The sequence below is a fragment of the Paenibacillus xylanilyticus genome, from assembly GCF_047246825.1.
GTDB classification, from domain to species: Bacteria; Bacillota; Bacilli; order Paenibacillales; family Paenibacillaceae; genus Paenibacillus; species Paenibacillus xylanilyticus_B.
Map to the genome: position 1 here is coordinate 3138574 of NZ_JBFOLB010000001.1, position 25219 is coordinate 3163792.

Genomic DNA, 25219 nt, shown 5'->3' on the forward strand with positions numbered 1-25219 from the left:
CTAATTAAAATGGACTCCAATTAACAAATAGGGGGATCGTATATGCCTAAAAAAAAGAAGCCTGTCATTGAATATCGTCATTACAGCCTGCCCATTCACTTTCCCGTCCTGCTGTTAAGCGGTGAACGTTGGAAAATATCCGATATCAAGAGCGAGCATCTTCATTTTCATAACCATCTGGAGATTGGCATCTGTTATTCAGATAGCGGCATCATGGAAATCAAGGGAGAATCCGTTCCCTTTCAGGCCGGCGATGTGACCTTCATTCCCAGATATCTCCCTCATACAACTTACAGCACGCCTGGTACGGCCAGTTTGTGGGCTTATATTTTCTTCTCGCCAGAGGACCTTTTTCAGCACTCATTGAAAAGTACATACCGTGACTTTGAGCCGAATTTATGGGCAGTGCAGGGAACGAACTGTGTGCTAAGCAAGGAGCAGCATCCCAAGGTGTATACCCTTGCCACGTCGATCGTTGAGGAATTAAAACAGCAGAATCCCTACTATCAGGAAAGTGCCTACGGCCTAATGTTATCCTTATATATCGAACTCCTACGAATTCATTCCCGGAATCAGCCCCTGGCAGAACAGGGCCAAGACCATAGTCTGAAAGGCGATCTTGTTATTTCACCGGTGCTGGAGTACATCACCAAAAATTACATGACCCCCATTACCATCGATTATTTGGCCGATCTGTGCCACTTGAGCACAACGCATTTCCGCAGAAAATTTCACGAAATTATGGGGACGACGCCTCTCGAATTCATCAACAGCACCCGGATTGAAGAGGCCTGCAAGCAGCTGAAAAGTACGGATCATTCCATTCTGTCGATCTCGGAACAAGTCGGTTTTCATTCCATCTCCAGCTTCAACCGCTGCTTCTCCAAGCTGATGGGACAGTCCCCCACAGCATGGCGCAAAGGTGCAAAATCCGAAGTGCAGTCCGCAAAAGCATCCATACTGGAATTTACAGGTTGGGTGTAATTATTAAGCAGGAAGGTGGCTGGGTATCCTCCTCTAAATGGATAAACTCCAGTTCCCTAACGCAAAAAAACGCAACCCCGAAAGGTTGCGTTAACGTTCATCCCTTACACGTTCTCTCCAGTGTTCGCGCCGGTTAATGCCTTTTCGCGTGTTTTTACCGCAGGCACAGATAACCCCAGATTCCCTCGAAGGGTACTGCTCTCATATTCTGTACGGAATAAGCCCCTACGCTGCAATTCCGGTATCACCAATTCAACGATATCATTAAAACCCTCCGGGAAATGGGGTGGCATAATATTAAAGCCATCTGCCCCTTCATTCAAGAACCATTCTTCCAATTGATCCGCGATTTGTTCCGGGGTACCGACAATTTCCCGATGGCCGCGCGCTCCTGCAATTCGTTCATAGATGGCACGTATCGATTGCAGATTCTCCCGTTTCGCTATTTCGCGAATGATGTTGTAGCGGATTCGCGGATTCGTCTCATCTTCAATGGAACTCGCTTCCGGCAGTGGTTCATCAACATCATACCCTGACAGATCAATGTTTGTGAAAGCGGACAAATACGCTAATCCTACTTCAGGCAAGATATAGCTGTTTAATTGCTGCTGTTTCAATAAGGCTTCTGCCTCTGTTTTGGCCACCGTAATAAACACGCCAGGCATAATTTTCAGATCATCCGGCTTACGCCCGTACTTAGCCAGTCGCCCTTTAACATCTCGATAAAAGACTTGTGCTTCTTCAAGGGTTTGCCATGCTGTAAAAATAACTTCAGCCGTCTTCGCTGCTAACTCTTTTCCGGATTCAGAAGATCCGGCCTGAACAATTACGGGATGCCCTTGCGGTGTGGTTGGGGAATCAAGCGAGCCCTGCACCTTAAACCAGGCACCCTCATGGTTAACGGGATGTACCTTCTCTACATCTAAATACCGTGCTTTTTCCTTGTCGATGACAAGCGCCTCATCTTCTATGGACAACCAGAGTTGTTTGACAACATCCACGAACTCCTCAGCACGTTCATAACGGAGTGCATGCTGCAAATGCTTATCTTTACCAAACAGGAGAGCTTCTCCATCGTTGGCGGATGTGACCACATTCCAGGCGGCACGTCCCTTGGACAGATGATCAATAGCTGCGAATTTACGGGCTACATGGTATGGATCGTTATAGGTCGTGGTCAGCGTGGCCGTTAACCCAATATTTTTTGTCACGGCCGCGAGGGCCGAAATAATAATAACCGGATCCAGCTTCAGTGAGGATTGTGCATTCCCGGAAAGCCTCTGACCCAATACATCGGCAAAAAACACCATATCGAATTTGCCGCGCTCGGCTGTCTGTGCGATTTCCGTTAAATAGTCCAAATCAAATGCGCGGCCTGCACCTGAAGAAGGATGACGCCAGCTTGCTACATGATGTCCCGGCAGATTAATGAAAGCCCCCAATTTCATTTGTTTTCTTGTCATACGAACCACTCCCTTATCTCATATTAAAAACTAATCTATATAAACCGAACTACTCAATCACACAAGGACACTGCAAGTACAGTACCATCTTCCGATCGCTGTTATCCCCAGATTTTTTGGTTCCCCTTTTCTAAGGGGAAAATCCGGTGATAAGCCTATGCTTCCGATGCAGCTTTCATTCAGAAAGCTTTCAGGCGAGCGCTTCGCTTCTCCAGATTGGTACTGCCTTTCCGTTAACGTGTGTATGTTTTTGCGGTTTATATAAAAGATTATTTAGCAAATGGATTATATTCGTTCGTATATAAATCTTCCGGCTTCACCTGACCTTCTTTTAGCTCGCCATTAGCCACAAGCCAATCGATCCAAACCCCATATTCCGATGGGGTAATCACGCCTCCCTTTTCCGAAATGCCCGTACTCTTCCAATATTTCAGATTTTCTGTCGTTTCCTTTCGTTCACGCTTATTCACAATGTCCTCAAACCGCTTGATGACTTCTTCCCTAGGTGTCGTTTGGGCCCAATCGATGGCCTTGGCAACCCCGTCTACAAATTGCTTCACCGTGTTCGGATTCTCCCGGATATACGCTTCACTGAAGAAATAATCGCCCGCAGTAAACTCCGTTCCAAACACATCGATATCTCTAAAAATTTCAGTGATTCCGCCTGTTGCCAAAGCCCGGTCCCGGCCGATTCCGCTTAGTAACACCACATCGATCTGTTGATTCCGCAGAACCTGTTCCGCACTTGAACTTGGGACGGTCACCAAAGTGACCTGTTCAATCTCTTTTTCCGTCAAGTTTCCTTGTCGTAAATAGTCTTTGAGTACAAACTCCAGATGGGCACCGAGAATATTCACCCCTACCTTTTTCCCGATAAAGTCTTTAGCGGACTTGATTGGCGCCCCTTCGAGTGCATATGCCCCGATGTACGTATGTTCATCACTGCCGTATGAACCGATGACGGACTTTATTTTCACGTTTTGGGAGTAGGATTTGATAATGGCCCCATTAAATGCTGAACCAAAGTCAATTTGTTTTGTCGCGGTTAATTGAATACTTTCCGGTCCCCCAACACTGTCCCCTATAGATTCCAACTTCAAATCCCCTAAATAACCCAAATCCGCAGCCAGTTCCGGAAAAGAAACACTTCCAGGTGAAGACTGATATTGCAGAACTTGATCTTCTTCACCGCTCTTCGCGGAGGTCTTGGGATCTGAGCAGCCTGATAAAACACCACTTACCAAGCCTACAAGTACAAGGATTCCTAATGTTCGCTTCATCTCGTTTCTCCTCCTCCAAACGATTTCTTTCCATAACTCATTAATTACATCGATTTAGTAAGAATTAGCCTTAAAAAAAATCAATTCATAATCCGTACTATTCATTCACTTGCTGCTTCCATTTGGAAAATTTACGTTCAAGCATACTCAAGCCTTGGTTGATGATTAAGCCCAGCAAGGCAATGGTTAATATGCCAGCATACATTTGCGGGATCTGAAAGTTATATTGGGAATACGTAATCAGATAACCCAAGCCTTCTTTGGCTCCTACCATTTCTGCAGCAATTAACACTAATATCGCCCCTGTGCCTGCCATGCGAATACCGGTAAAAATGGTTGGTACGGATGCTGGTAGGATCACCTTCAGGAATAATGTAAACGACTTAATATTCATGGATCTTGCTGCCTTAATAAGCAAAGGATCCACGTTACCAACCGCTGCGATCGTATTGAGAAGAATAGGCCATGTGCAGGCAAACAGAACGATGGCAATCTTGGATGTTTCCCCGATTCCGAGCAGCAGCATGAATACCGGAAGCAGTGCTAATGCGGCAGTATTTCGAAACAATTCCAACACGGGATTTAACAACTGTCTGGCTAATGGATACCAGCCAATCAGTAATCCCAACGGGATCGCAATCAATAAGGCTAAGGCAAAGCCACTGAATGAACGAATAATGCTCGCCAGAAAGTGAGTGAAAAGTTCACCTGAGATGATCAAACTCCACAACGCTCTGATGACCTCGGAAAAGGCAGGGAAAAAAGCTGCATCTACCAAGCCCGTCCTTGGTGCGATTTCCCATAGCAAGATCAATGCAATTAACACGATAGACTGTTTGAACAACTTAAGCACACCGGAAAAGGCAACAGGGCTTCGTTTACCAAGCTGTAGGGTTGAACGAGCCGTCTTTACGGTTTCGATAGGAATACACTCCTTTATCCATTAGATATAAGCACCGCGATATTCGGGTTCGTGCAGTAGACTCCATACTTCATGGCGAGCCTTCACAAAGTCGGGATGGGAGCGAATATCCGCATCTTCCAATCGCGATTGGAGTGGAATATCCACAATTTGTCTCACCATACCGGGCCCTGGCGTCAATACGACGACCCGCTCTCCAAGATAAACGGCCTCATCAATACCATGCGTAATAAAAATGATGGTCTTTTGCGTTTTCTGCCAAATACGCAAAAGTTCACTTTGCAAGGATTCTCGTGTTTGAGCGTCCAATGCGGCAAAAGGCTCATCCATTAACAAGACATCCGGATTAAAGGCAAGGCTTCTGGCAATCGCCACACGCTGCTTCATCCCCCCGGACAGCTCGTGCGGATAACGGTCTCCGAAATGAGTAAGCCCAACTAACGCAAGATAATGCTCCACTTGCTCTCTACGCTCCTGCTTCGGGATGCCCTTGGCTTCCAATCCAAATTCAATATTTCCGCGCGCAGTCTTCCATGGAAATAATGCGTACTGCTGAAAGACAATGCCCCGATCAAGCCCTGGGCCAGTAATGGTTTGGCCATCGATTAAAATGCGTCCGTGTGTCGGTGAGGATAAACCGCTAATCATATCCAGCAAGGTTGATTTTCCGCAGCCACTCGGACCCACAATAGTTATGAATTCGCCTTTTCTTACCGAAAAGTCCAAGTCTTTTACCGCTGTAAAGGCTTGTGTTGCCTCCTTTTGCTTAGGATCGCGCACACTGAACGTTTTGGTGACACTCTCAAATCTGATTTTTTCAGCAGCAACCATTGACTTCACCTCTTCAATTATATTGGGAGAGTAACAAAAAAGGCTCAGGCGACAACGACAAGCGTTGCCCCCTGAGCCTCTGGATGAACCAGTCAGCTTACATTCAATTAACTAAAACTTAAATATTTCAAAACTTCATTAATCTGATGTGTTTACTATATTTTAGTCACACAGGATTGTCAACAACTACTTCAAAATAATGTAATTTCATCATGAGAACTCCATTCCACTTCAGTCAAAGGCAATACACATAAGGGCTAAACCTTGGATAACATTACGGTTTACTCACAACCCGTGCTGCCTTCCTTTAACATCTTACATACTTACGTTTGAAACCAATCCGATTTTTATCTACGGCATTTTGAATGGTTTCGGAAGCATTCAGGAACTTGCTCTTGGTTTTCTCCTTTTGAACTTCGACGGGACCAATGGCCTTCGCTGTTTCAACGGCCTTGTCATGCAGCGGAACGTAGGACACACCCACGGTGTATACGAAACTGTTCATCGAATATTGGGTTCGTTCGGGAGATTGGTGGATCCTCGCTTGCACGTCTTCCAACATCTTGCTCAGCTTCTCCTCAGAGAACTCGGAATCCTTTCGATTGCCAAGCAGCCAACAGTAACAGCTCCAGCCTGCCGACATTTTCAGCTCTTCGCCGCTGGCGATCCATTTATCTGCCACCTGCTGGGCGATATCCGTCTCGGACAACGTGACGGCAACGATGAAGTCGGAGATCATGTAAAAATAGGCGTCCTCAATCCATCGGTCGAAATCCGCTTCGGTCATCGCTTTCGGATCAGCAATGACCCCTGCAAAATACATCGCATCGTAATTCCTGGTGGCATATAGCTGCTCGGCCAAAGCCTGATCCTTTTTGATTTTGCGGGCGATCGGCTTCATTGCTCCTGTAGCCACACCGAAGAGTGGCTCGTGTGCACCATTCGACATATATATCTTTTTCGTGCGTTCCTTGCCGAGCGCCTCAAGCTCCTGCATCACTTCTTCCAGATTCATTTCGCAACACTCCCTCATGTATATTGAAATCTGATTTGTGTTCTCGCCATCTTATAAGGTTCATTGAACTATCCAAGCTGCTTGTATCACACCTTGTATTCTCTTCTTTTCACAATTCTATTCTATACTTTTTAGCGATTCAATCATATTGATCTTCGTGACTTTTATTCTAAGCATCAGGTTGCACAGAATGGTCAGTACAAACGCCAGAAGAACCGATATCAGCATGACGGAAAGATTCAACCGATCCGGAATTTGTTGATGGGTACTCGACAGCGCCTGTACGACCAGGGCATAAAAATGAATGCCTGCTGGAATCGTTACAACTACTCACTTTGGCTGGCTTTGAATTGCTTGGACGCAATAAAAACAAACAGACCACCATCCGACTGAGGGATTGTGGTCTGTTCCATTCTTCCAGCTATTCCAAAACATCATTGAAGAGTTGTCCATCACCATCGACATCAATGATTTTAAGGCGATTCGTGTTTTTGATAAAAATGGTCTTGTATTTCTCCTCACCATCTTGGTTCGCGAGTAGAAGGATGCGTTCGTTTTCGTTATCGGTTACCGTTCGAAAGGTATAATCCTGCGAATCAATAGTGCGAACAATCACATCATATTCGGGAAGTGAAGACCACTCACCGTGGTCTGGACTTTCCTCCACTGGTTCGTTATCTTGCTGCGCCGTCTCGTCCGGTGCGGATTGCTCATTACTGCCGATATCGTTGACGGGATTGGTCTCGTTCGAATTGCAGGCCGTCAGCATCGTTGCGGCTGCAATCAAGATCAAAAGCATTTTGTTCACCCTAAGTCATCTCCTGTTGCATAGTGCTTTTTATGGGTACGGTACCTGATCGTTGTCCTTCAAATTAAACGTGATTTAATTTATGAGCGTCTCAGAAGCTAGCGTAAAGCCCTCGATTGCGACATCTTCGTCGACTTCGATCATGATGCAGCGTTTACCTTGAAAATTAACCTGTTTTACGTACCTCAAATCCTGCGGGCTAACCGAAATTGTAGCTACCTTGGTTTCAATCTTAATGGATTTGGAAGTAAACTTTGGCATGACGCTGGTCGCTTTCATCTCATAGTTCTTGTTATCCACGATCGTTTCAAATGCCCGTTCTACCTTCTCGGTCGTCACGTCTTCCACGCCGCTTGCGTTCAGCACGCGCTCCAGATCTTTATAATCCAGCTTCGGAGGTTCTTCCTCCTTCGTCTCTTCGTTGATTTCGATTACCCGGTTAATTTCCTCATAAACCTGTGCAATCGTGGCTGAATCGAGCTCTTCGCCGGCCACTTCCTTGACGATATCTTCGAAGATCGCTCGTTCTTCCAGTGCCGTCACGGATCTTTCTCCGTTTAGGACCTGTTCGACAAAATGCGGATCCGGGAAATTCGATTTTCCCGTACAATACAAAATGCGATTCACATCGGAATAGTTGTCCGTCACACTCGGGTACAGGAATCCTTGCTCCGGCGTGCTTAATTTGATAATCGGATCGACAATGACATTGTATTTGAACTCCCGCTCCACATAATCGAACAAGAGAGTTTTCCGTTGTTTTTCCGTAGAATTCACGCTGCATAGAATGAACGGATGGGCGAAAACCTCGTTCTTCTCGCTCTCTTCCGCTTCATCATTTCTCGCCTTGGTCGGCAAATAATACTGTCCTCGAACGAACGTGACCACCATATCCCGCTCATACTTGGCATCTGCCAGCATTCGATCCACGAGCACCAGCATCAAGTCCTGCCATTCTTCCGGATCACCTGACACCAAAGCTTGGTGAAGCAGTACCTGCGCCGGTTCCTCCGCTTGCTCCTGAAACTTCAACTCGAACAATTTTTGATCCAGTTCGCCGGTCAGCAGTTTTTTGAAATTCCCCATGTATAACTCCTGCTTCTCCCGATCCACCAGTTCAAACGGATGGCGTTCCCAGTGATAGACTTCATTCGTTTCCTTCGTAATATAGACATTGAGGATATCGTAAATGTTCAGTAAATCGTGATCCATTTTAAATTGCTTGCGTATATTGGCGACTTCTTTTTTGTTCATATCGGATTCGGCAGCTCCTTAGATATATTCTGGCTTATTTAGTATAAATTATTGAACGCAAATTTGTTAGCAATCTTGCAGCTTGCAATGCTGTGCCTAGGGTTAATTCTCCTGTGCCCTGATCCTCTATTGTGGCATATTTGAATACCTGAGTCGAGGACATTTCTATGAAAAAAACATCTTACTTCACTGTGTGAATTTCCCTTTTTCTCGGACCCGCACCGTTGAAGTTATTATAAAAGGAGGCCCTGCCAGAAGGTGCTTCTTCGATCATTTCCATTGCACCATAAAAAAAAGGCGCTCCTGCTCGTCTTGATCCAAGCTCGGCAGGAAAGCCCTGTTCGCAGCATGAAAAATGGCAGTACGGGAAGCATTCCGTACTGCCATTTTTCATCCTCATTTGTTGCCGCGTCATTCGCCGCCGAGCTCCGTTATGCGTATGCTCGCTGTCCATGCACTCGAGTATCATTGGCTAATCGCGCTCGGGGATCGATACGGCCATTGCCAATCAAAACCTATCGCTGTTACAGCTTACCCGCAGCTTTCACTTTTACAAGCAGTGCATTGCCTGGCAGATACGCAATCGGAATGTCCTCGACGGACACAATCTGTACCGTCTCCGGGTTCGCGCCAGCAGCTGCTGCCTCGTTCATGGCGCTCTGCTTCGCATCGCGGATGACGTCGTCATAACTCCAGTCGTCCAGCGAATAGATCCGCTCTGACTCGCCGCTAACCTCTCCCAGCGCAGCGCCGATCGCGTTAGCTGCATCATAATTGTCCGGCCGGATAATTCGGCTTGCCCCTGCCAGCGTATCCGGCACCAACAGGCTGCCGCCTCCGACCAGTATGACATCGACCGGGTCGGCACTTGTCTTCATCCGGTCGATGGCATCTTCCAAACTCTGCTGCATGACCGCATCTACCTTCTGGCATACAGCTTCGTCCACCGCATCCGCGTTTGTGCCTGGCCATGCGGCCCGGCCCAACTTCACAGCCACGTCCGTCGTCGTCAGCGTATCGCCGCCGAATATAAGGGCACGTTTCGTCAACTCATAGCCCACGCTGTCCGGGCCAACCGTTACGCCACCCTCTTCGTCAAGACGGACGATTGTACCCCCGCCAAGGCCAATAGACAAAATGTCCGGCATCCGGAAATTCGTGCGAATACCGCCGATATCCACTGCTGCTGATGACTGGCGCGGGAAGCCTTGTACGAGCACACCGATATCCGTCGTCGTGCCGCCGATATCAACGACCAGTGCATCGCTCAGCCCGGACAAGTGTGCAGCACCCCGAATCGAATTCGTTGGCCCGCAGGCAATCGTCAAAATTGGGTAACGAAGCGCATATTCACTCTTCATCAACGTGCCGTCATTCTGGCAAATGTACAACTGTGCATTGATGCCGAAGCCGTTCAGCGCTTCTTCGAAACCACGCACCACGCCCGCAATGACTTGCAGCAGCGCTGCGTTCAGTACGGAGGCGTTCTCCCGCTCGAGCAGTCCAATGCTGCCAATCTCGCTGGAAAACGTGACCGGCATGTCCGAACCCAACACTTCGCGTACGATGTCGCCAACCCGCTTCTCCTGCTCACGATTCACAGGAGCAAATACGCCGCACACCGCCACAGCGTCAACTTCACCGCTCATCCCTCGGCACAGTTCGGCGATCTCCTCTTCGTCCAGATTCGCGATCTTGCGACCGTCATACTCATATCCGCCAGAGGCGATATAGCTATGAGGCCCAACCGCAGCGCGCAGCGATTCGTCCCAGCCAGCGAGCGGGGGAACAGCCGTCGTTGCCGGAGCACCGATGCGAATCAGTCCGACCCGGCCAAGATGCTTCCGCTCCACGATAGCATTGGTACAATGCGTGGTACCAAGCATTGCATAGCGGATGTCTGCTCCATTCACGCCGCTTTCCTGCAGCAGCCTACGAACAGCCTCCACAATACCCTCGTTTACGTCGGCAGTCGTGTGTACCTTCACCTTGTGTACGCAGCGCAAGTCGGAATCCAGCAGTGCGGCATCCGTATTCGTCCCCCCCACATCAATGCCGATGCGGTAAGTTTGGTTTGCGTCTGCCGTAGAAACATTGTTCAAGTTGTCCTTCATTTCGCAGCACCTCTCTTCGAAGCCAACGTCTCGATCGGCACATAATCAAAGTCATAACCGAAGTATCTCGGCCCGGCCGTCTCGATGCCTTTTGGCGTGCGCCATTTGTCATCGCATGGCAAGCCTGCTACCGTCACCCGGGCACCATACTTCAGGTTCTCCGTCGTTACCGGCATACCCGTATCCTGATCCAACAGTGTAATCAGATCAGGCGTAATCGCGAGTGGTTGATCATCAACAGTGGCGAGCAGGAACTCATTTTGGAAAAACAACCGCATCGTTTTTCCCTTATTCTCGCCTGTACCTTCAAACACCGCTTCGCCGCGCGTAAAACCGCCGTCCATACGGCGGCGGATATCTACGGCCTTGCCATGGAACAAGGCATGACCATTCAGCTTCGTAAGCAGTTCACGCACAGGATTCAGCTTCTCCTGCTTCGCTTCGAACAACGTCCGCCCGATCTCATAGGCGAGCGTCAGCGTACCGCCAATCGCGCTCTGCTTCGCCTGCGCGCCGGATACCGGATAATCGCAGATGGAGGCAGAACCACCCATCTCTACCGTCAGCGCACGCGCCATCCGTTCTTCCCACACCCCGTCAATGGTATGCATCAGCGCGCTATTGCCTCGCTCGTCCGCCATCGCCACCGGACTGCAAGGGATACCTTCCAGATGGAACGTGACCATCTGTGATTCGGGAAACGCACGCCCCATCGCATCGGCATCGACGAGCGGAATTCCGCGCTGCGCCGCCGCAATGACCGGAACGAGAGAGTTGCCACCGCCGACTTCGATCGGCATGACAGCATCCACCTTGCGGCCAAGTTCTCTTTCCATCAGATCAAGCGGTTTGGTCAGCTGTTCTGCGGAAGGTATTTTCTCCAACATCACCGTTGGCGCTCCAATCATCGATACCGGCACGATAAGCCCTTCATCATCGAGCTCATCAAGCTGCGCGATTCGGACTGGGCCATACTTGCGGATCGCCTCCATGGCCATCAATTTTCCGACATGAGGGTCGCCACCGCCGCCCGTGCCCAGCACCGCAGCTCCTATCGCGATATATTCAATCGCCTGTTCATCCAATGTAGTTAATCTGGTTGCCTTGTTCATGCTTTCATCCCTTCTTTACTACCCATTTGCCTATGACTGCTTGTACGATAAATGCCACCAAGAAGCTGTCCAGTGCCGGAACCTGCGTAACCTGGAACCAACCAAGTCCATCTGGGGCCATCGTTGTCATCAACCCGAAGAACGTAGCAATAATCCAAACAATGATGGAGCGGGGAATCCAGCTCCGGTTGCTGTCCAGCCCGTCAAACGAGAATCTCTTTTTGTTTACCAGCAAATACTCAGCCGTGTATATTCCGCCCAGCGGTGCGACAAGCATCGTAATGTACGTCAGGAACGTCGTGAAACGGTCATATATGCCGAAGCAGGCAAGTGCAGTTGCAATCAAACCCGCAATTACGGTGATTACTGATTTAGGCACCCGTCTGAAAACGACAGCGAAACCCAGTCCTGCGGAATACAAATTGTTCGTATTGGTCGTCCACTGTGCCAGTGTCAGCACAATAATGGCGGGAATGCCGAGTCCGAGCGTCAGAAAAATACCCGTCAAATCGTCGGAATCCATTGAACGCGACAAAAAGATCGCAATGATCGTCATGAAGCTGTTGCCGACAAAGAAACCGATAAACGCCGCCGTAATGGCATGCTTTGGCGTCTTAGCCCAGCGCGCGATGTCAGGGGACAACGCTGTTCCAAGAATGAAGATACCGATGACCAGCGAAATTGCCGTGCCCATCGGCAACGCCTCTCCCTCGAACGGTGACCAGACGGTGCTGCCACCTTCGCCGTTAAGCGCCATGACCAGCGCGATAATGATAAACACCACGAGCAGTGGTACCGACCAGACGCTTAATTTTTCAATCGCCCGGTAGCCCCAGATTGCCGTGGACATCATGAGCAGTCCACCAATGATGGACAGTACCCAGAGCGACCAATGCCAACCCCATAGCTCGCTTAACGCAGTCTGAAAGTTGGAGGCGAAGAAGCCGACCTGTACGCCGAACCAGCCCAGCGAAGAAATACCGAGAATGACGGAGACGATCAGCGCCCCTTTATTCCCGAACAGAAACCGGCTGATCATCGCCGTCGACAGACCGGTTTTGGCCCCGACATAGGCGCAGACAGCCCCAATGATGCCCAAGATCAATGAACCGACGATGACTGCGGTAAGCGAATCACCGATGCTCATCCCCGCGCCAAGCTGCGCTCCCAGGAACATCGCCGACAAATCAATGCCGATCGCGATCCAGACCAGCGCCATGGATAACCACGATTTCCGCAAATGCTGAGGCACGGGTTCCCGTTCGTAATCTTCTATTTTCGTATCGTTGCTCATGTTCCACCCTCTGCTTTCTGTCCAGTCTTGTTGTTTGCCTAAGCTTTGACAGATCTCCAGAACATCTCAAATGCGTGCTGCAGTTTCCGTTCAAACAGCTCCGGCGATTTATAGTAGTAATATTGCATGCCCAGTCCGTCCATCAAGGTGAGGAATGAATCCACCATCGTCTCCATCGGAACGGCGGCCAATTCGCCGCGATCCAGACCTTCCTGCATGATCTCGCCGATAATGCTGCTCAGCAGCGTATCGAAACGCCCGAATGCAACTTGCATCCGATCGAGCAAAAAGTCCGGCGGGAAAATCAAATAGCGGAAGGCAAATGTGGCAAGCTCCGTTTTATTCCGATGAAAATCGTATTGACGAAGCAGCAGCGCATGCAGCTTTTTCTCTGTGCTCATTCCTTTGCTGGTTTCCGCCATCGCTTGGATATATTCGTTATAGGCGCTCATCGATTCTTCGAAGACCGTCATGAACAGATCTTCCTTGCTCTCAAAAAAGGCGTAAATTGCCGGTGTTTTGACCCCGACCTCCTTCGCGATCTCCGATAATGCCGTCCCGTCGTAGCCCTTCTGTCCGAATAATCTCAGCGCGGCTTCCTTCAGCTTCGTTCTGGTCATGGTCATCCCCTTTTCTCCAATCTAATTAACGTTAATTAAGTAGATTATACAATTATCTGCATAAAAATCAATGGATTTGTCAGGTATGTTGCATAATCTTTCAATCCTTATACGTTTCAAACCTCAAGCAGGGCTATTCTATAAGGTCGTTAATGATCAATCCTATGAATTAAAAAGGGTGCCACGGTGAGGTCGATAAGATGCCAATACGAAAAAGAGATATCCTTAAGCCAAGGATACCTCTTCTGGAGCTCGAACCTATTCATTCAAACAACCTTTGATGTTTATGAAAGAATTGATAAAAGAATCGTACATTGTCCAGTTCAAACCATTCTGCCGTTTGCAAAATATTGGCATCGAGATTGTAGATCTTCGCATGAAGCGTACCAAGAACGAAGGGAGAGTGTGTAGCAATAATGAATTGACTGTCAAAATAACGCGCCAGATCGTTCATTTGTTCAGCCAGCTTGATTTGATTCGCCGGAGACAGGGACGTTTCCGGTTCATCCAATAAGTACAGCTGCCCGGGAAGCAAATGTTCCTCAAAAAACTGCATCGAGCTTTCCCCGTTCGAATACTTCTCCTGAGAGTATTGGATGATATCCATCTTCTTTTTGAATTCATGCGACTGCTCCAGCTTTTCTACCTCAGCCTTGCTCTTCCCCTGCACAAATTGCTCATGGAGCAGTCCTTCGCGAAGCACGCTTTCCTGCTGTATTTTCTTGATTTCATACAACAGATCCTCTGACTTGATGTACCGGCTCCCATCGGGAAGCTTATATATCGGACGCTCCTGATCATCATGCCCGAGTTGATAGCTGCTTTCCTCGATAAACCGCTGAACATAGATGCTGTGACCATAGGTTGCCATTCGCTCAGCGCCCGCCATTCCCAATTTGTTGGCGATTAGATTCAGCAAAGTGGATTTCCCCGAACCGTTACTGCCGTATAGTACCGTAATTCGATCAAACAGCAGAACCTCCCCTGCAATGTGCCTGAACACATGATCCGGGTATATATTCGGGTTGCTGGAAATGGCAGAAGAGAGTTTGAAGTTACTTAGATATAGCATCGTCTCGCTCCCCTCTTGGAACATGAAATATGCGTGTTTTAAATTCATACCTGATATTTATACCTTGCCACTCTATGAATGCATGCATACGATACAAAAAGCTTTCTACTCAAGCACGGTCCAAATATCCAGTGCCGCCACACGAATTCCCTCATGCTCATGATTCCGGTATGCTCTCAAACGGTCGGTACAAGCCTGGTTCCACAGTAAGGATGTTCCCGCAATCTTCAGAAGAGAAAGTCCAAGATATTGGGCTGTAAACGACTGCCGACCTCTCAAATGATCCACCAGATCCAGAATCGCCTCTGGTCTCCAATATTCCTGACTGGAATTGGCTACACGGGCGACCTGTCTGTAGGCATAATCCAATAGATACGGATGCGTGTCCACCATTTGAATCACAGGGTCCAATTGCAGAGCGGCCTGATCTGCCTGGTTCCATTCAACAACCGCCAAATATAGCCTGATCACGACTGGTTTCAGGGTTTCTTGGGATTGAAGGACATTGATCATGCCCGTATATAAAGGAACGAGTAACCGCTTTGCATGTGGAGGCAGTGAGATTAGCTTGTCAATCAATTCCACCAGACGCTGCCGCACTGGTAGGTCTCTCTCCGGGGCAGCATTCCATTCGGCCTTCGTCTCCGTTTCGGCCAATTGTGTGCACACGCTGATGACCCGATCATTCACCTTTCCATCACGACAAGCCACAATGAGCGTATTCAACGCGCTCCTCCATCTGGCGTTGTCCTCCAGATCCAGAATCGTTTTGCTGGCAGAAGCGGCCACCTTCTCCTCACTTCCATTCACCCACAGGCTCATCGCTTGGAAAGCCTCTCTTGCCACAACCGGATCGGCATGCCCTGCAATCTCGATAATCAAGTCCAAATACCTTGGCCGGGAATCCACGGGAATCCCACCAGAATATTGGTTAAGCAGGCTTCTTGCGATATCGCGCTGCGGGGAAGCAGCCATGGCACGCATCATGGCCCAGCTGCGTTCATCATCAAGCCATTGTCTGGCAGCATGGCCAATGGCAATCATCACATCTTTGTGTACATTCGGTTTCTCGAATTCACGGATGAGAAGCGCCATGCTCTCCTCGCTTTTATAAGCCCCAAGTAGGCGGATGGCCTCTTTTCTGACCGTGATCTTCAGTTTCTCCCGATCTAACAGATCTGAAAGCATGGATGTCAACATCACCGGACTCACCCTGCGCATGCATCTGGGGATCGAGTACATTGCTACCCGAGCACGGTCTCCATCCAGGTTGTTAAGCAATACAGGAAGTGCCTTCTCCGGTTCTTCCCATAACGAATATGCGTAAAGTGCTGCCTCCACGACATGCACTTCCTCGTTCTGGAGCAGGACCTTCAGTTGATCGGAGCAATAATCCGGCGTGCTGGCCAAGCTTCGCATCACCGATGCACGTTCATGGAAACCTCGTTTGCCATCCAATGCCACTCGTTCCAGCAGGGATGCATACGCCTTTTGCTGACGCGGCAGCCACCGATGAAATCCGTTATGCGCAGGCACAACATAAATTGTTTTTCCTGATAAATGCTTGCCTTTGATGACTTTTCCTGAGATGAACGGGTCAAGCCACTCTTGGCGTTTCAGGTGCAGATGCATAAATACGTCGTGGAACGAGATGAAGGATGGGTCTGTGTCCAGCAATTCTCTAACCCTTGCATCCCGGGTTTCATACGGTGCGAGCCAATAATGGACCGCCTGTGGGGATACTGTTTTGGCCTGCAGCAGTTCCTTCAGCAGAAGCTGGAGCTTCGGCAGCCGATCCACCGATTTTCCGAACAGATCCGCCATGCGCAGGACCACACTCGTGTTTTCGCGCTTGTTCGCTTCTACAGCAAAGGCATAGATCTCATCGAATAACGCTTCCAGTGCAGAACTCGGTATGCTATCCCAATCCATCGAGTACAATGCAAACTGTCCGTCCCGCATCGTCAGTCTTCCAAACGTTCTCAAAGCAAACTTGAACAGATCTCCCTCCGGCTTCAAGGCATGTTCTCGCAGTATGGCAAAAGCCAGCTGCTCCGTGGCGGACCTTGTCCCATATGACGTGTCTCTGGCTTCAATCACGCTATCCACCAGCACAGTCAGATCGTCCATGTGCTCTTTCTTGAACATGGGAGCAGGACAGTTGGAGAGCTCAGCCATAACCACGAAGCGTATCGGATCCTGGTCGTTCTTGATTCGGGTCAGGAAGCGCAGCGTCTCATCCATTCCACGGCGAGAAAGTGCTGTACTTCGAACGAGGTGAGCATAGGCCGCAGCACGTTCATCGCTATTAGACACCTGAGCGGCTTTCTCCAGCTGCTCTCTGGCATTCACAATGAAGCGGCGGGCTGTCGTTTCGAGCTTGTTGTCCCGGTGATCACGAATGTCGCGCAGTTCCAGCATGCGGGCCGCTTCCTTGTCACGCAGTCGGTGTGGCAGCACATCCAGCAGCGGCATAGGGAAAATGCGCGTCTTCCGCTCATCTTCCTTATAAGCCGCATCAAAGATCGCTTCGCGGTTCGACGGCGCAAGGGTATCCAGCACCTTGGCTAGGTGCACTGGCTGATCTGCGAGCAGAGCAGCCAAGGTCGTCCACTGCGCTGTGGTGAACCATTTTCGCTTTTTCAACCCACCTGCCGGAACGCCATGATTCAAAAGATATCCCCGTGTCTCCTCACGTGTCAGCAGCTCAAATACATCCTCTGGGCTGGCCTGAATCAGAATCCCTAATTGCTGCTTGAGTACAGGATGAATCGTATCCGTTGGACCAAACTTCAACGCACATTCCAGAACAGTTGCTGGCCTTGAAACACTCAGTATTTCAACCGCGGATGAGAGCGTCCACCATACATTGGTCTTTTCCCGATGCGTTGCATGCTGCAAAGCATTCTTGAAGTACGCTCCCACCAGATCGGGGTGGTACTTCGTTAAGAGCCGCCAATTAAGTAACGCATATCCCAGCTCTGGAAGCCTGAGGCGTACCGTCTCTTCGCTGCACACAGCCAGTAATAAGGAAGCTTCTTGTGCGCCCCAGCGGTTAAGCACGAGCGGCAGCAGCCGTTCCGCCCAATCCTGATGATATGTATTCACGATGCTCCGCAGCAATTGGCGGCGGCAATGGTATGACATCAGAGCGATTTCGGATTCAATCGAAAAGTCCGGCTCGGTCACTACTTCTGGGAGCAGCCGAGCCGCCCGGCCCCTAACTCCTGCCTTGGGATGCTGCAGGGCGAGTGTAACCGCACGAGCATCATTCACTACACCCGCACCAGTCAAAGCCAGATGCGCCTCATAGGCGGTGCCGCTTTCCAGTAAGGATACAAGCAGCGCGGAATAATTCGCATCTCCTGTATGCTGGCGTCCCAGAAGTGCCATCCGCTTCATCCTGTCCGAGTAACCCAGCGAATCCAGCTCCACGAGCAACTGCTCTTTATTTATCAGATCCTTGCTATCTGCCATCATTCCCTCTCCCCTCATGTCTCTAATAAGCTCTTTATACCGATCAAAACAAATCCACAACCATACTTCACAGGGTAATCCTGGAATAGTATAACTTCTGGATCAGCATTGGCTTCTCCTGTTTAATCCCACATTTCTAGACCAAATTAGAGCACGGAGTTTATCCTCCCTAGCCTTGAGTGATATATGACGGAAGCTGGACCAAAAGCTACATACACCTTAATGTGCCGGGGTTTCTGCGTTGACCTAGCAGCAGGCTGCACACAAAAAGGGATGACTCGCCGGGCACCATAAACGGCCCTTTGAGTCATCCCTTTTATCTAAAATAATACTTATCTGAATTTAGTTATTCCAGTATTGCTTCGCAATCTGTTGACCTTGGTCGATTTTCGCCCATTGCTCGGCTTCGCTTAGCTCGTTACCGCCATCACAGGAGGCAAATCCGCATTGATGCGAGAGCAGCAGACGATCCTTATCAATGATTTTGGATGCTTCGTCAAGAAGACGGATTACCCGTGCTTCATCATCCAGCGTATTTGTTTTGGAAGACAGCAAGCCCAGAACAATCTCCGTTTCCGGTCTGTCCTTGAATACCTCCAGTGCTTCAATCGAACCTGCACGATCATCATCCCACTCCAGGAAGAAGCGGTCATATTTCAACTGTTTCAGGAACAGGTTGGCGATTTTTGCATAAGAGCCGCCGCCCATGTTGCGGGAATCGTAGTTGCCGCGGCAGTTATGTGTCCACATTTTTAAACCCAGGCTATGACCGAAGTCAATCACCGTATTGTTAATATCAATAAATTCGGTGGCAAGACCCGCTACTTCTGCTTGATCAATATGCTCGCCGGTAAACGGAGAGTTCGGGTTGTCGTCTGCAAACAGTTCCCAGAGGCAGTCATCGAATTGCAGAATTTTGCCGCCAGCCGCAGCGAACTCCGCTACAAATTCTTTATACGCCTTCACAAGACCCGCTTTGAGCTCCTGTTTGTTCTGATAAACGGCATCCTTCCCGCCAATGTTATCCGACCAGGAAAGCTCACCGAAGATATGGGAAGGAGACGGTACGCAAAGTTTCGTCTGCTGATCGCCTGCCGTATCTTGCAGCTGTTTGAACAGCGTAATAAAGTGGTGATTCTTACCGCTCAGTTCGCCCGTAATGCGCAATCCAATATCTTTGCGAGTTTCATATTTCGATGTTCCGTCCACATCCCGGAAAAAGTAGCCGTGGTCCGCGATATAACGCTCCACTCCGTCAAAGCCCCAGACAAAATCCAGATGCCACATCGACTTGGAGAACTCGCCGTCCGTAACAACTGACAGGTTATGCTCGATTTCCTTTTTAACAACCTGTTTGATTGCCTCAGTCTCGCACTCGGCATACCCTTCGAAGTTTTCATAGAATGGATATTGGATATCATCACGATGTTCAATTTGTGTTTTATATTTCAGCAGCTCTTCGGGCCGCAACAAACTTCCTACGATCTGGAACTTATCAGTCATGTAAATAACCCCCTCGTTGTATACGAGTATCATAGCACGCCGAGTGGAGTTCGAAGAATAATCAAAAGAAGATAACTAGTTATAGCTAAAAGCTATATCAAGAAATAAAAGTGGATTATCAAAATGATTCCCCTTAACGGGGTTAACTGGGTTTATCTGCTTTCACAATCTTATGATTAGATATTTCATTTTATCATTTCCCACCTTTTCTATCGTTGGCTAAAGCGCTAGTTGTTTATCTATGCTAGTTTAAATTATAAGCTTTATCAATTAATGGTTCTGCTCTTTTAAAATCTTCAGGGGATTTAATAATAATTTGCAAATCACCAGTCCCAAAATGCCCTACATTACGCATATCTCTAGTAAATCCATCCTCTAGTTCAATGTCACTAGGATTTAATCTCATGTGCAGTAGTATCTGCTTCTGGTAAACTTCTGCACAAATGATATTTTTCATTTTTTTGAACGCTGTATACAACTTGAGCTGATTTTCTGTAACGTCATCACCGAGTGCAAGTATATAGGCTCTAATGGAATAATACAGTTCTCTGAGCGCTGGCGTTGTTGACTGAAGTTGTTCTTGGAAAGTCTTGTCTGATGATGGCTTAGTCCATTTATCTCCCTGTTCCTGAATATTGTAGGGTCTCACCGTACTTGAATTTACTAGCTCCATCATAAGTAAATCTGCTCCAAACTTTTTGTAACGAACAAGATCAATGTTTCTATTGATCTGTTTAACTGCATATTTATCATATTTTGTGAAATCTCCTGCTACACAAATAAGTCTGGGCATACTCCAATCTAACTTATCCGAACACTCTTTTCCTAGATTCTTCATCACTAACAACTCAAATTCTGCTTTATGATCAAGTAGCCAGTCGAGATAAAATAATCCTTGGTTGATCACGTTCTCGTTACTGGTTCTTTTATATTCAAAAATGACAGGACAGTTGTTTTCATCTAGCCCTAAACTGTCAATTCTACCACCGTTCGATGTCGTATATTCGCTTTTCAGAAAAGTTACTCCAAAAAAAACAGGCATATTCTTTTCAATTAATACTTGTAATTCTCTCTCAAGTAGAACAGAACTGGCTGGCAACTCTTTAACTTCTCCCGTTATATGAAACAGCTTAGTATCGGACATGTATGTCTCACTTTCTAAAACTTGATCACCAGAAGACTTCTCTTCATAGTTTCAAGTAATTTTTATTATTTTCAAATGCATCGGTGTTTGAAGCAATTATACTTATCTTCGGTTCGCTGATTGTAGCGCTGCTGTCCAATAAACACAAGTAGACCGCCCCCCGAGCAAAGGTTGCGGTCTACTTGACGTATATCCTCTTGTTAAGCCCACCGCCCTTAAAAGCGGCTATTGCTCCGAGAGTCGTGTTGGCGCACGGCTCTCTTTGCATTATAAGCTGTTCATGCCCTTATTATAACATGACAAATGAGGAATTCAATTCAAGGCTTAACAAGCGTAGAATAAAAACGATAAACATCTAACTCTCAACTAATTCACAACGTCCTACGCCGAATTTCATAGAAATACTGCACGGCTGGGTGCTTTAACTTGATCTTCTCAGACATGTTCAAAATTCGCTTTTTGCCAACGCGTCTGTCTACCAAAGCCAGAATGTTCAGCAAAATATCCTGACTCTCCAGACTTTCCTCTATAGGTCTTGATAGAAACGTAGTCGCTGCAACCGTAAAATTGGATTTACTCAATGATGACTGAGCTGACAAAAGCTCCTTGGCCATTACAGAAATTTTTCTGCCTCTAGCAATGACTTGAAGACGATCCTCCGGAACGGTCCCTTTGGTCTCTTTTCGAATGACTTCAATCTCTTCGTTGTCTACAGGAATTTCAATCATCGGATCGTTCTTGATCTCCTGTTCCGTCTGATACCACCGGATGGGGGTTGTTGTGTCATTCATATTAAGCACGTTCTTTTTATCTACGGCAAGGTAACAGCTTCCTGATTTGTCAAGTGCATAACGGTAGCTGGTTGCGCGGTATTCAACTCTTCCGACTAATGCCGGGCTAAGGAAACTCTCCAGTTGCTGCTTCAATTTACTCCAGGACATAAATCCTCCTATTCTCAAAAGCCTGCTACCTTAATTATAACACAGCATATCGAATTGACATCTTGGGTTGATACAGGATGCGAAGCACTTCAGACGGGGGAATTCCTATTTTTGGATTTTAATTTCCCTATGTGATAAAATGGCTGGAAATTATCTGCTTTCTATTAAACTGTCATTGCCTATCATGGGATACTGCGTTGCTATTCACAAAGGAGAGGAAGACGTTAATGGCTAAGAAGAAAACAACATTACCCGCCCATATGGAGCAACTCATTAAAAATAATGATATCACTGCTGTAAAAGAGGTCTTTGAGCAATGCGAATGGGATGCCCGCGGGGGTTACAGCAAGGGTACGGCCCTCAGTTTCCGTCAGATTTCGGATGAAGTCGTTCGATGGCTGGTAGAGCAAGGAGCTGATATTAACGCTAGGGACAAGTACCAGCGTACGCCATTGCATGCCCATGCTGCGCACTGGTCAGGAAATGTAGCCTTGCTCCTCGAATTGGGTGCAGAGCTGGACGCGATTGATTATACCAATGAAACACCGCTGCATTCAGCAGTCAATTCGTATAGAACCACAGTGGTGCAAGAGTTGGTGACCCGAGGTGCTGATATCAACGCGGAGAATAAACAGGGGAACACCCCGCTCGCGAAAGGATTAGTCAATTGCCGGAATAGCGATATTGTCAGTATGTCTGAAATCTCCGCCATTTTGCTGGATGCCGGAGCATCGGTCACCCCTGCTATGAAAGAGTCGGTAAGGCGAATTGGCAAGGATTTTGAATTCGTCCGGGAAAAGTTCAATCAAGACAGCGTTGAAGAAGTGTCGGACGCGCTTCTCAAGCTGTATCGACTATTTGATGTCGAGCCTGTAGCGAATCGGATCATGCATGATGGAACTGCTCCCATTCAGGTAACGGCAACCACCTGGCCCAAGCAGCACCAAGAGCTGTGGGAATATCTCATTCCGCCCAAAGGCCATGCGCAAACGGTACAGGGAGAGGTCATCCGCATCACCGGGCGCGTGTCTCATGAAGTATTGGATAATGGCGGGGGAAACTGGGATGCCCAATACCTCAAGATGCTGGATGCGCTGGTTCGGTACCTGGGCACCGGTACGCCATTAGCTCCGACAACTCTGCAAGAGGCAACCGACTTGGCCGGCAGGCTTCGCAATGGATCGGATTATGATGCGCCTGCTAGATTATGCGAATTGGCGGTGTTATGGGTGCTTAACAATCCTCAACCCGTAACGATGGCACAACCGGAATATTCTCGTTAAATTTTCCTAGGATAGACGGCTTTGGAGTTCCTAAGTCCCGTTCGTAGAGCAATGAATGTTTTACGTCTAAAATAGAAGTACAGCAGCTAAAAAAAGAAGCGGAATATTTCCCGCTTCTTTTCTTGGTAACCCGCCAATACATCTCAACTATTAGCCGAACTTGGCAATTTAATTTCCGCGTTCCTCTGCCTCATCATGATTCTTGCTTCCAAACTCATCCAGCAATGTACGTACTTCACTTGTGGATTTGGCGTTCATTAAGCTGTTTCTGAGTTCACTTGCCCCGCGGAATCCACGAACATATATTTTGAAGAAGCGGGCAAGAGGACTAAACGAACGTGGTTCCTGTGCGGAATATTGATCATAGAGATCCAGATGAAGTCGCAGCAGACCAAGCAATTCTTCACTGGTGTGTTCCTTCGACTCTTTCTCAAAAGCAAACGGGTTCTGGAAAATGCCACGCCCAATCATAATGCCATCCACACCATATTGCTCAGCGAGCTTCAACCCAGTCTGACGGTCAGGGATATCTCCATTAATGGTCAGCAGCGTATTGGGTGCTACCTCATCCCGAAGTTTTTTAATCTCAGGAATCAGTTCCCAGTGAGCGTCCACTTTGCTCATTTCCTCTCTGGTCCGCAGATGAATGGACAGATTCACAATGTCTTGTTTCAAAATATGAGTCAACCAGTCGCGCCATTCGTCTACTTCAGTGAAACCAAGTCTTGTTTTTACACTTACGGGCAATCCACCAGCTTTCGCGGCCTGGATAATTTCCGCAGCCGTTTCGGGACGACAGATCAGCCCGCTTCCCTTCCCGTTCTCCGCTACATTGGCTACAGGACAACCCATATTAATGTCGATGCCTTTAAAGCCTTCTTTTGCCATACCGATACTCATTTCACGGAAGAATTCCGGCTTATCTCCCCAAATATGAGCCACCATGGGCTGTTCATCCTCTGTAAATGTCAAACGCCCACGTACACTTTTGTTCCCCTCCGGGTGACAGTAACTCTCAGTATTCGCAAACTCCGTAAAAAACACATCCGGTCTGGCCGCTGCACTCACAACATGGCGAAACACAACATCTGTTACATCTTCCATCGGTGCCAATATAAAAAATGGCCGTGGCAATTCACGCCAAAAATTGTCTTTCATCTTAAAAACTCCTCTATATATACCGGGACAGTTCGCTTTCCCGAAAATAGTAAAATAATTTGTTCGTCTGCTTGTATATCATTCGATATACATATCATTGCTACTTCTTCAGTTACACCATCTTCACTTATACCATGTTACCGCAGCATAGTTCAAACAGCAGTATATGTTAATGGCACATCAAAATAAATACCATTACAACCTGAACAGAAGCAGTGCTTTTCTATGGACTCACATAAAAAAGAGAGGCGATGCCCCTCTTGGCTATTTACCCAATGAATCCTGGATCAGGGTTTCCCCTTTCTCCATTCATCCTTCCTCAATTTTATCACGTCTTTATTCAATTTTCAGCACACGTTTATTTTGTGAGTATTCAAAGTATAACTTTACCTCCCCGTTTTGCTCGCCGAGAGTAGAAATCAGTCCGCTCCTATCGTTCTAATGATTCGCTTTGGTTGCTCTTGCCGAACCGAACAAGCTGCTCTACAATTAAAGCTCGGCAGGCTTTTGTACCTGCAAATCGTGACATGAAGGTGGCCTGAATCAAACATGGAAATTTCACTGGATATTATTAAAGATAAAGTCGAATGCCTGCAGGCTTATGACTTCAATGAACTGGAACGGGTGATTGAAGACCGAATCGGAATCAACAAAGCGCTGATGCTGCGAGTGAAGCAGGTTCAGCATCAAGTGACGTACCACCCCATTCACAACAAGATGTTATATAGTGCCGTTGTGCATTTTGCCGTTGATTGATGGAGTACAGGTAAATAAATGGGAACAGCGAAAACCGGATTGATCTATATTCAATCCGGTTTTTGCTTTGTTTTGTGATCATACTTTTTTCAAACTTGTGCTTTATATTTTTTCACACCTACTCTCACATAAGAATCCCCAAGACTTTTAACTGCTCATTAATCTTAAGCAAACAAGCGGCTGCCTGA

21 protein-coding genes and 1 pseudogene are annotated in these 25219 nt (G+C 47.8%); 4 read left to right on the forward strand and 18 right to left on the reverse strand.

The annotated features are described in order from the left end of the window. Positions 1-42 precede the first annotated feature (42 nt). On the forward strand, positions 43-984 hold the full coding sequence (locus tag AB3N00_RS13990; RefSeq protein WP_413035059.1) for a helix-turn-helix domain-containing protein: 942 nt from the start codon (positions 43-45) through the stop codon (positions 982-984). 104 nt (positions 985-1088) lie between these two features. Here the strand turns inward: AB3N00_RS13990 and AB3N00_RS13995 are convergent, their stop codons facing one another. The 16 genes from AB3N00_RS13995 to AB3N00_RS14070 form a co-directional block, all read right to left on the reverse strand. Then, positions 1089-2447, reverse strand: coding sequence for an LLM class flavin-dependent oxidoreductase (locus AB3N00_RS13995; RefSeq protein ID WP_413035060.1), 1359 nt, complete (start codon positions 2445-2447; stop codon positions 1089-1091). A gap of 269 nt (positions 2448-2716) precedes the next feature. Beyond that, entirely contained in the window at positions 2717-3727 is a 1011-nt protein-coding gene (locus tag AB3N00_RS14000) for an ABC transporter substrate-binding protein (RefSeq protein ID WP_413035061.1), read from the reverse strand. A 97-nt stretch (positions 3728-3824) separates the two neighbouring features. Beyond that, positions 3825-4580 carry an ABC transporter permease gene (locus tag AB3N00_RS14005; RefSeq protein ID WP_413035062.1) on the reverse strand — a complete coding sequence of 252 codons (756 nt, stop codon included), beginning with the start codon at positions 4578-4580 and terminating at the stop codon, positions 3825-3827. 90 nt (positions 4581-4670) lie between these two features. Next, positions 4671-5480 (reverse strand): ABC transporter ATP-binding protein, encoded by an 810-nt coding sequence (locus tag AB3N00_RS14010; RefSeq protein ID WP_413035063.1) that lies wholly within the window; start codon positions 5478-5480, stop codon positions 4671-4673. A gap of 307 nt (positions 5481-5787) precedes the next feature. After that, on the reverse strand, positions 5788-6495 hold the full coding sequence (locus tag AB3N00_RS14015) for a DNA alkylation repair protein (RefSeq protein WP_413035064.1): 708 nt from the start codon (positions 6493-6495) through the stop codon (positions 5788-5790). A gap of 421 nt (positions 6496-6916) precedes the next feature. Beyond that, positions 6917-7303: a hypothetical protein gene (locus tag AB3N00_RS14020; protein WP_413035065.1), complete on the reverse strand. Its 387-nt coding sequence runs from the start codon at positions 7301-7303 to the stop codon at positions 6917-6919. Positions 7304-7378: 75 nt separating this feature from the next. Continuing rightward, positions 7379-8557 carry a DUF4317 domain-containing protein gene (locus AB3N00_RS14025; protein WP_175397790.1) on the reverse strand — a complete coding sequence of 393 codons (1179 nt, stop codon included), beginning with the start codon at positions 8555-8557 and terminating at the stop codon, positions 7379-7381. A 181-nt stretch (positions 8558-8738) separates the two neighbouring features. Then, positions 8739-8951 carry a hypothetical protein gene (locus AB3N00_RS14030; protein WP_413035066.1) on the reverse strand — a complete coding sequence of 71 codons (213 nt, stop codon included), beginning with the start codon at positions 8949-8951 and terminating at the stop codon, positions 8739-8741. A gap of 130 nt (positions 8952-9081) precedes the next feature. Beyond that, on the reverse strand, positions 9082-10671 hold the full coding sequence (locus tag AB3N00_RS14035; protein WP_413035067.1) for an ROK family protein: 1590 nt from the start codon (positions 10669-10671) through the stop codon (positions 9082-9084). Then, on the reverse strand, positions 10668-11783 hold the full coding sequence (locus AB3N00_RS14040) for a DUF917 domain-containing protein (protein ID WP_413035068.1): 1116 nt from the start codon (positions 11781-11783) through the stop codon (positions 10668-10670). Before AB3N00_RS14040 ends, AB3N00_RS14035 begins: the two co-directional genes overlap by 4 nt. Before the next feature lie 4 nt (positions 11784-11787). Then, positions 11788-13077, reverse strand: coding sequence for a cytosine permease (locus AB3N00_RS14045; protein ID WP_413035069.1), 1290 nt, complete (start codon positions 13075-13077; stop codon positions 11788-11790). A 38-nt stretch (positions 13078-13115) separates the two neighbouring features. Further along, positions 13116-13697 (reverse strand): TetR/AcrR family transcriptional regulator, encoded by a 582-nt coding sequence (locus AB3N00_RS14050; protein WP_413035282.1) that lies wholly within the window; start codon positions 13695-13697, stop codon positions 13116-13118. Between the two features lie 262 nt (positions 13698-13959). Further along, entirely contained in the window at positions 13960-14769 is an 810-nt protein-coding gene (locus AB3N00_RS14055; RefSeq protein ID WP_413035070.1) for an AAA family ATPase, read from the reverse strand. Between the two features lie 105 nt (positions 14770-14874). Then, entirely contained in the window at positions 14875-18246 is a 3372-nt protein-coding gene (locus AB3N00_RS14060) for a HEAT repeat domain-containing protein (protein ID WP_413035071.1), read from the reverse strand. A 342-nt stretch (positions 18247-18588) separates the two neighbouring features. Further along, entirely contained in the window at positions 18589-19749 is a 1161-nt protein-coding gene (locus tag AB3N00_RS14065) for a cobalamin-independent methionine synthase II family protein (RefSeq protein ID WP_175397794.1), read from the reverse strand. Between the two features lie 244 nt (positions 19750-19993). Beyond that, complete coding sequence (locus AB3N00_RS14070; RefSeq protein WP_413035072.1) at positions 19994-20893, reverse strand: DUF5655 domain-containing protein; 900 nt, start codon at positions 20891-20893, stop codon at positions 19994-19996. 80 nt (positions 20894-20973) lie between these two features. On the opposite strand from AB3N00_RS14070, the pseudogene AB3N00_RS14075 reads away from it, so the two are divergent. After that, positions 20974-21045: pseudogene (locus tag AB3N00_RS14075) on the forward strand (putative holin-like toxin); the annotation flags it as partial. 219 nt (positions 21046-21264) lie between these two features. Here AB3N00_RS14075 and AB3N00_RS14080 read toward each other — a convergent pair. Next, positions 21265-21834 carry a hypothetical protein gene (locus tag AB3N00_RS14080; protein ID WP_413035073.1) on the reverse strand — a complete coding sequence of 190 codons (570 nt, stop codon included), beginning with the start codon at positions 21832-21834 and terminating at the stop codon, positions 21265-21267. A gap of 227 nt (positions 21835-22061) precedes the next feature. On the opposite strand from AB3N00_RS14080, the gene AB3N00_RS14085 reads away from it, so the two are divergent. Further along, positions 22062-23117 (forward strand): ankyrin repeat domain-containing protein, encoded by a 1056-nt coding sequence (locus AB3N00_RS14085; protein ID WP_413035074.1) that lies wholly within the window; start codon positions 22062-22064, stop codon positions 23115-23117. Positions 23118-23285: 168 nt separating this feature from the next. Here the strand turns inward: AB3N00_RS14085 and AB3N00_RS14090 are convergent, their stop codons facing one another. Continuing rightward, the gene (locus AB3N00_RS14090) at positions 23286-24275 is read right to left on the reverse strand and encodes a tRNA dihydrouridine synthase (RefSeq protein ID WP_413035075.1); all 990 of its coding nucleotides are present in this window, start codon (positions 24273-24275) and stop codon (positions 23286-23288) included. A gap of 549 nt (positions 24276-24824) precedes the next feature. Here AB3N00_RS14090 and AB3N00_RS14095 point away from each other — a divergent pair. Then, complete coding sequence (locus AB3N00_RS14095) at positions 24825-25031, forward strand: DUF2536 family protein (RefSeq protein ID WP_413035076.1); 207 nt, start codon at positions 24825-24827, stop codon at positions 25029-25031. The last annotated feature ends 188 nt before the right edge of the window (positions 25032-25219 follow it).

Bases quoted from the DNA above. Each gene is read 5' to 3' on its own strand.
- AB3N00_RS13990 (WP_413035059.1), top strand. From the start codon at position 43: ATGCCTAAAAAAAAGAAGCCTGTCATTGAATATCGTCATTACAGCCTG.
- AB3N00_RS13995 (WP_413035060.1), bottom strand. From the start codon at position 2,447: ATGACAAGAAAACAAATGAAATTGGGGGCTTTCATTAATCTGCCGGGA.
- AB3N00_RS14000 (WP_413035061.1), bottom strand. From the start codon at position 3,727: ATGAAGCGAACATTAGGAATCCTTGTACTTGTAGGCTTGGTAAGTGGT.
- AB3N00_RS14010 (WP_413035063.1), bottom strand. From the start codon at position 5,480: ATGGTTGCTGCTGAAAAAATCAGATTTGAGAGTGTCACCAAAACGTTC.
- AB3N00_RS14015 (WP_413035064.1), bottom strand. From the start codon at position 6,495: ATGAATCTGGAAGAAGTGATGCAGGAGCTTGAGGCGCTCGGCAAGGAA.
- AB3N00_RS14025 (WP_175397790.1), bottom strand. From the start codon at position 8,557: ATGAACAAAAAAGAAGTCGCCAATATACGCAAGCAATTTAAAATGGAT.
- AB3N00_RS14030 (WP_413035066.1), bottom strand. From the start codon at position 8,951: ATGAAAAATGGCAGTACGGAATGCTTCCCGTACTGCCATTTTTCATGC.
- AB3N00_RS14035 (WP_413035067.1), bottom strand. From the start codon at position 10,671: ATGAAGGACAACTTGAACAATGTTTCTACGGCAGACGCAAACCAAACT.
- AB3N00_RS14040 (WP_413035068.1), bottom strand. From the start codon at position 11,783: ATGAACAAGGCAACCAGATTAACTACATTGGATGAACAGGCGATTGAA.
- AB3N00_RS14045 (WP_413035069.1), bottom strand. From the start codon at position 13,077: ATGAGCAACGATACGAAAATAGAAGATTACGAACGGGAACCCGTGCCT.
- AB3N00_RS14050 (WP_413035282.1), bottom strand. From the start codon at position 13,697: ATGACCAGAACGAAGCTGAAGGAAGCCGCGCTGAGATTATTCGGACAG.
- AB3N00_RS14055 (WP_413035070.1), bottom strand. From the start codon at position 14,769: ATGCTATATCTAAGTAACTTCAAACTCTCTTCTGCCATTTCCAGCAAC.
- AB3N00_RS14060 (WP_413035071.1), bottom strand. From the start codon at position 18,246: ATGGCAGATAGCAAGGATCTGATAAATAAAGAGCAGTTGCTCGTGGAG.
- AB3N00_RS14065 (WP_175397794.1), bottom strand. From the start codon at position 19,749: ATGACTGATAAGTTCCAGATCGTAGGAAGTTTGTTGCGGCCCGAAGAG.
- AB3N00_RS14070 (WP_413035072.1), bottom strand. From the start codon at position 20,893: ATGTCCGATACTAAGCTGTTTCATATAACGGGAGAAGTTAAAGAGTTG.
- AB3N00_RS14080 (WP_413035073.1), bottom strand. From the start codon at position 21,834: ATGTCCTGGAGTAAATTGAAGCAGCAACTGGAGAGTTTCCTTAGCCCG.
- AB3N00_RS14085 (WP_413035074.1), top strand. From the start codon at position 22,062: ATGGCTAAGAAGAAAACAACATTACCCGCCCATATGGAGCAACTCATT.
- AB3N00_RS14090 (WP_413035075.1), bottom strand. From the start codon at position 24,275: ATGAAAGACAATTTTTGGCGTGAATTGCCACGGCCATTTTTTATATTG.
- AB3N00_RS14095 (WP_413035076.1), top strand. From the start codon at position 24,825: ATGGAAATTTCACTGGATATTATTAAAGATAAAGTCGAATGCCTGCAG.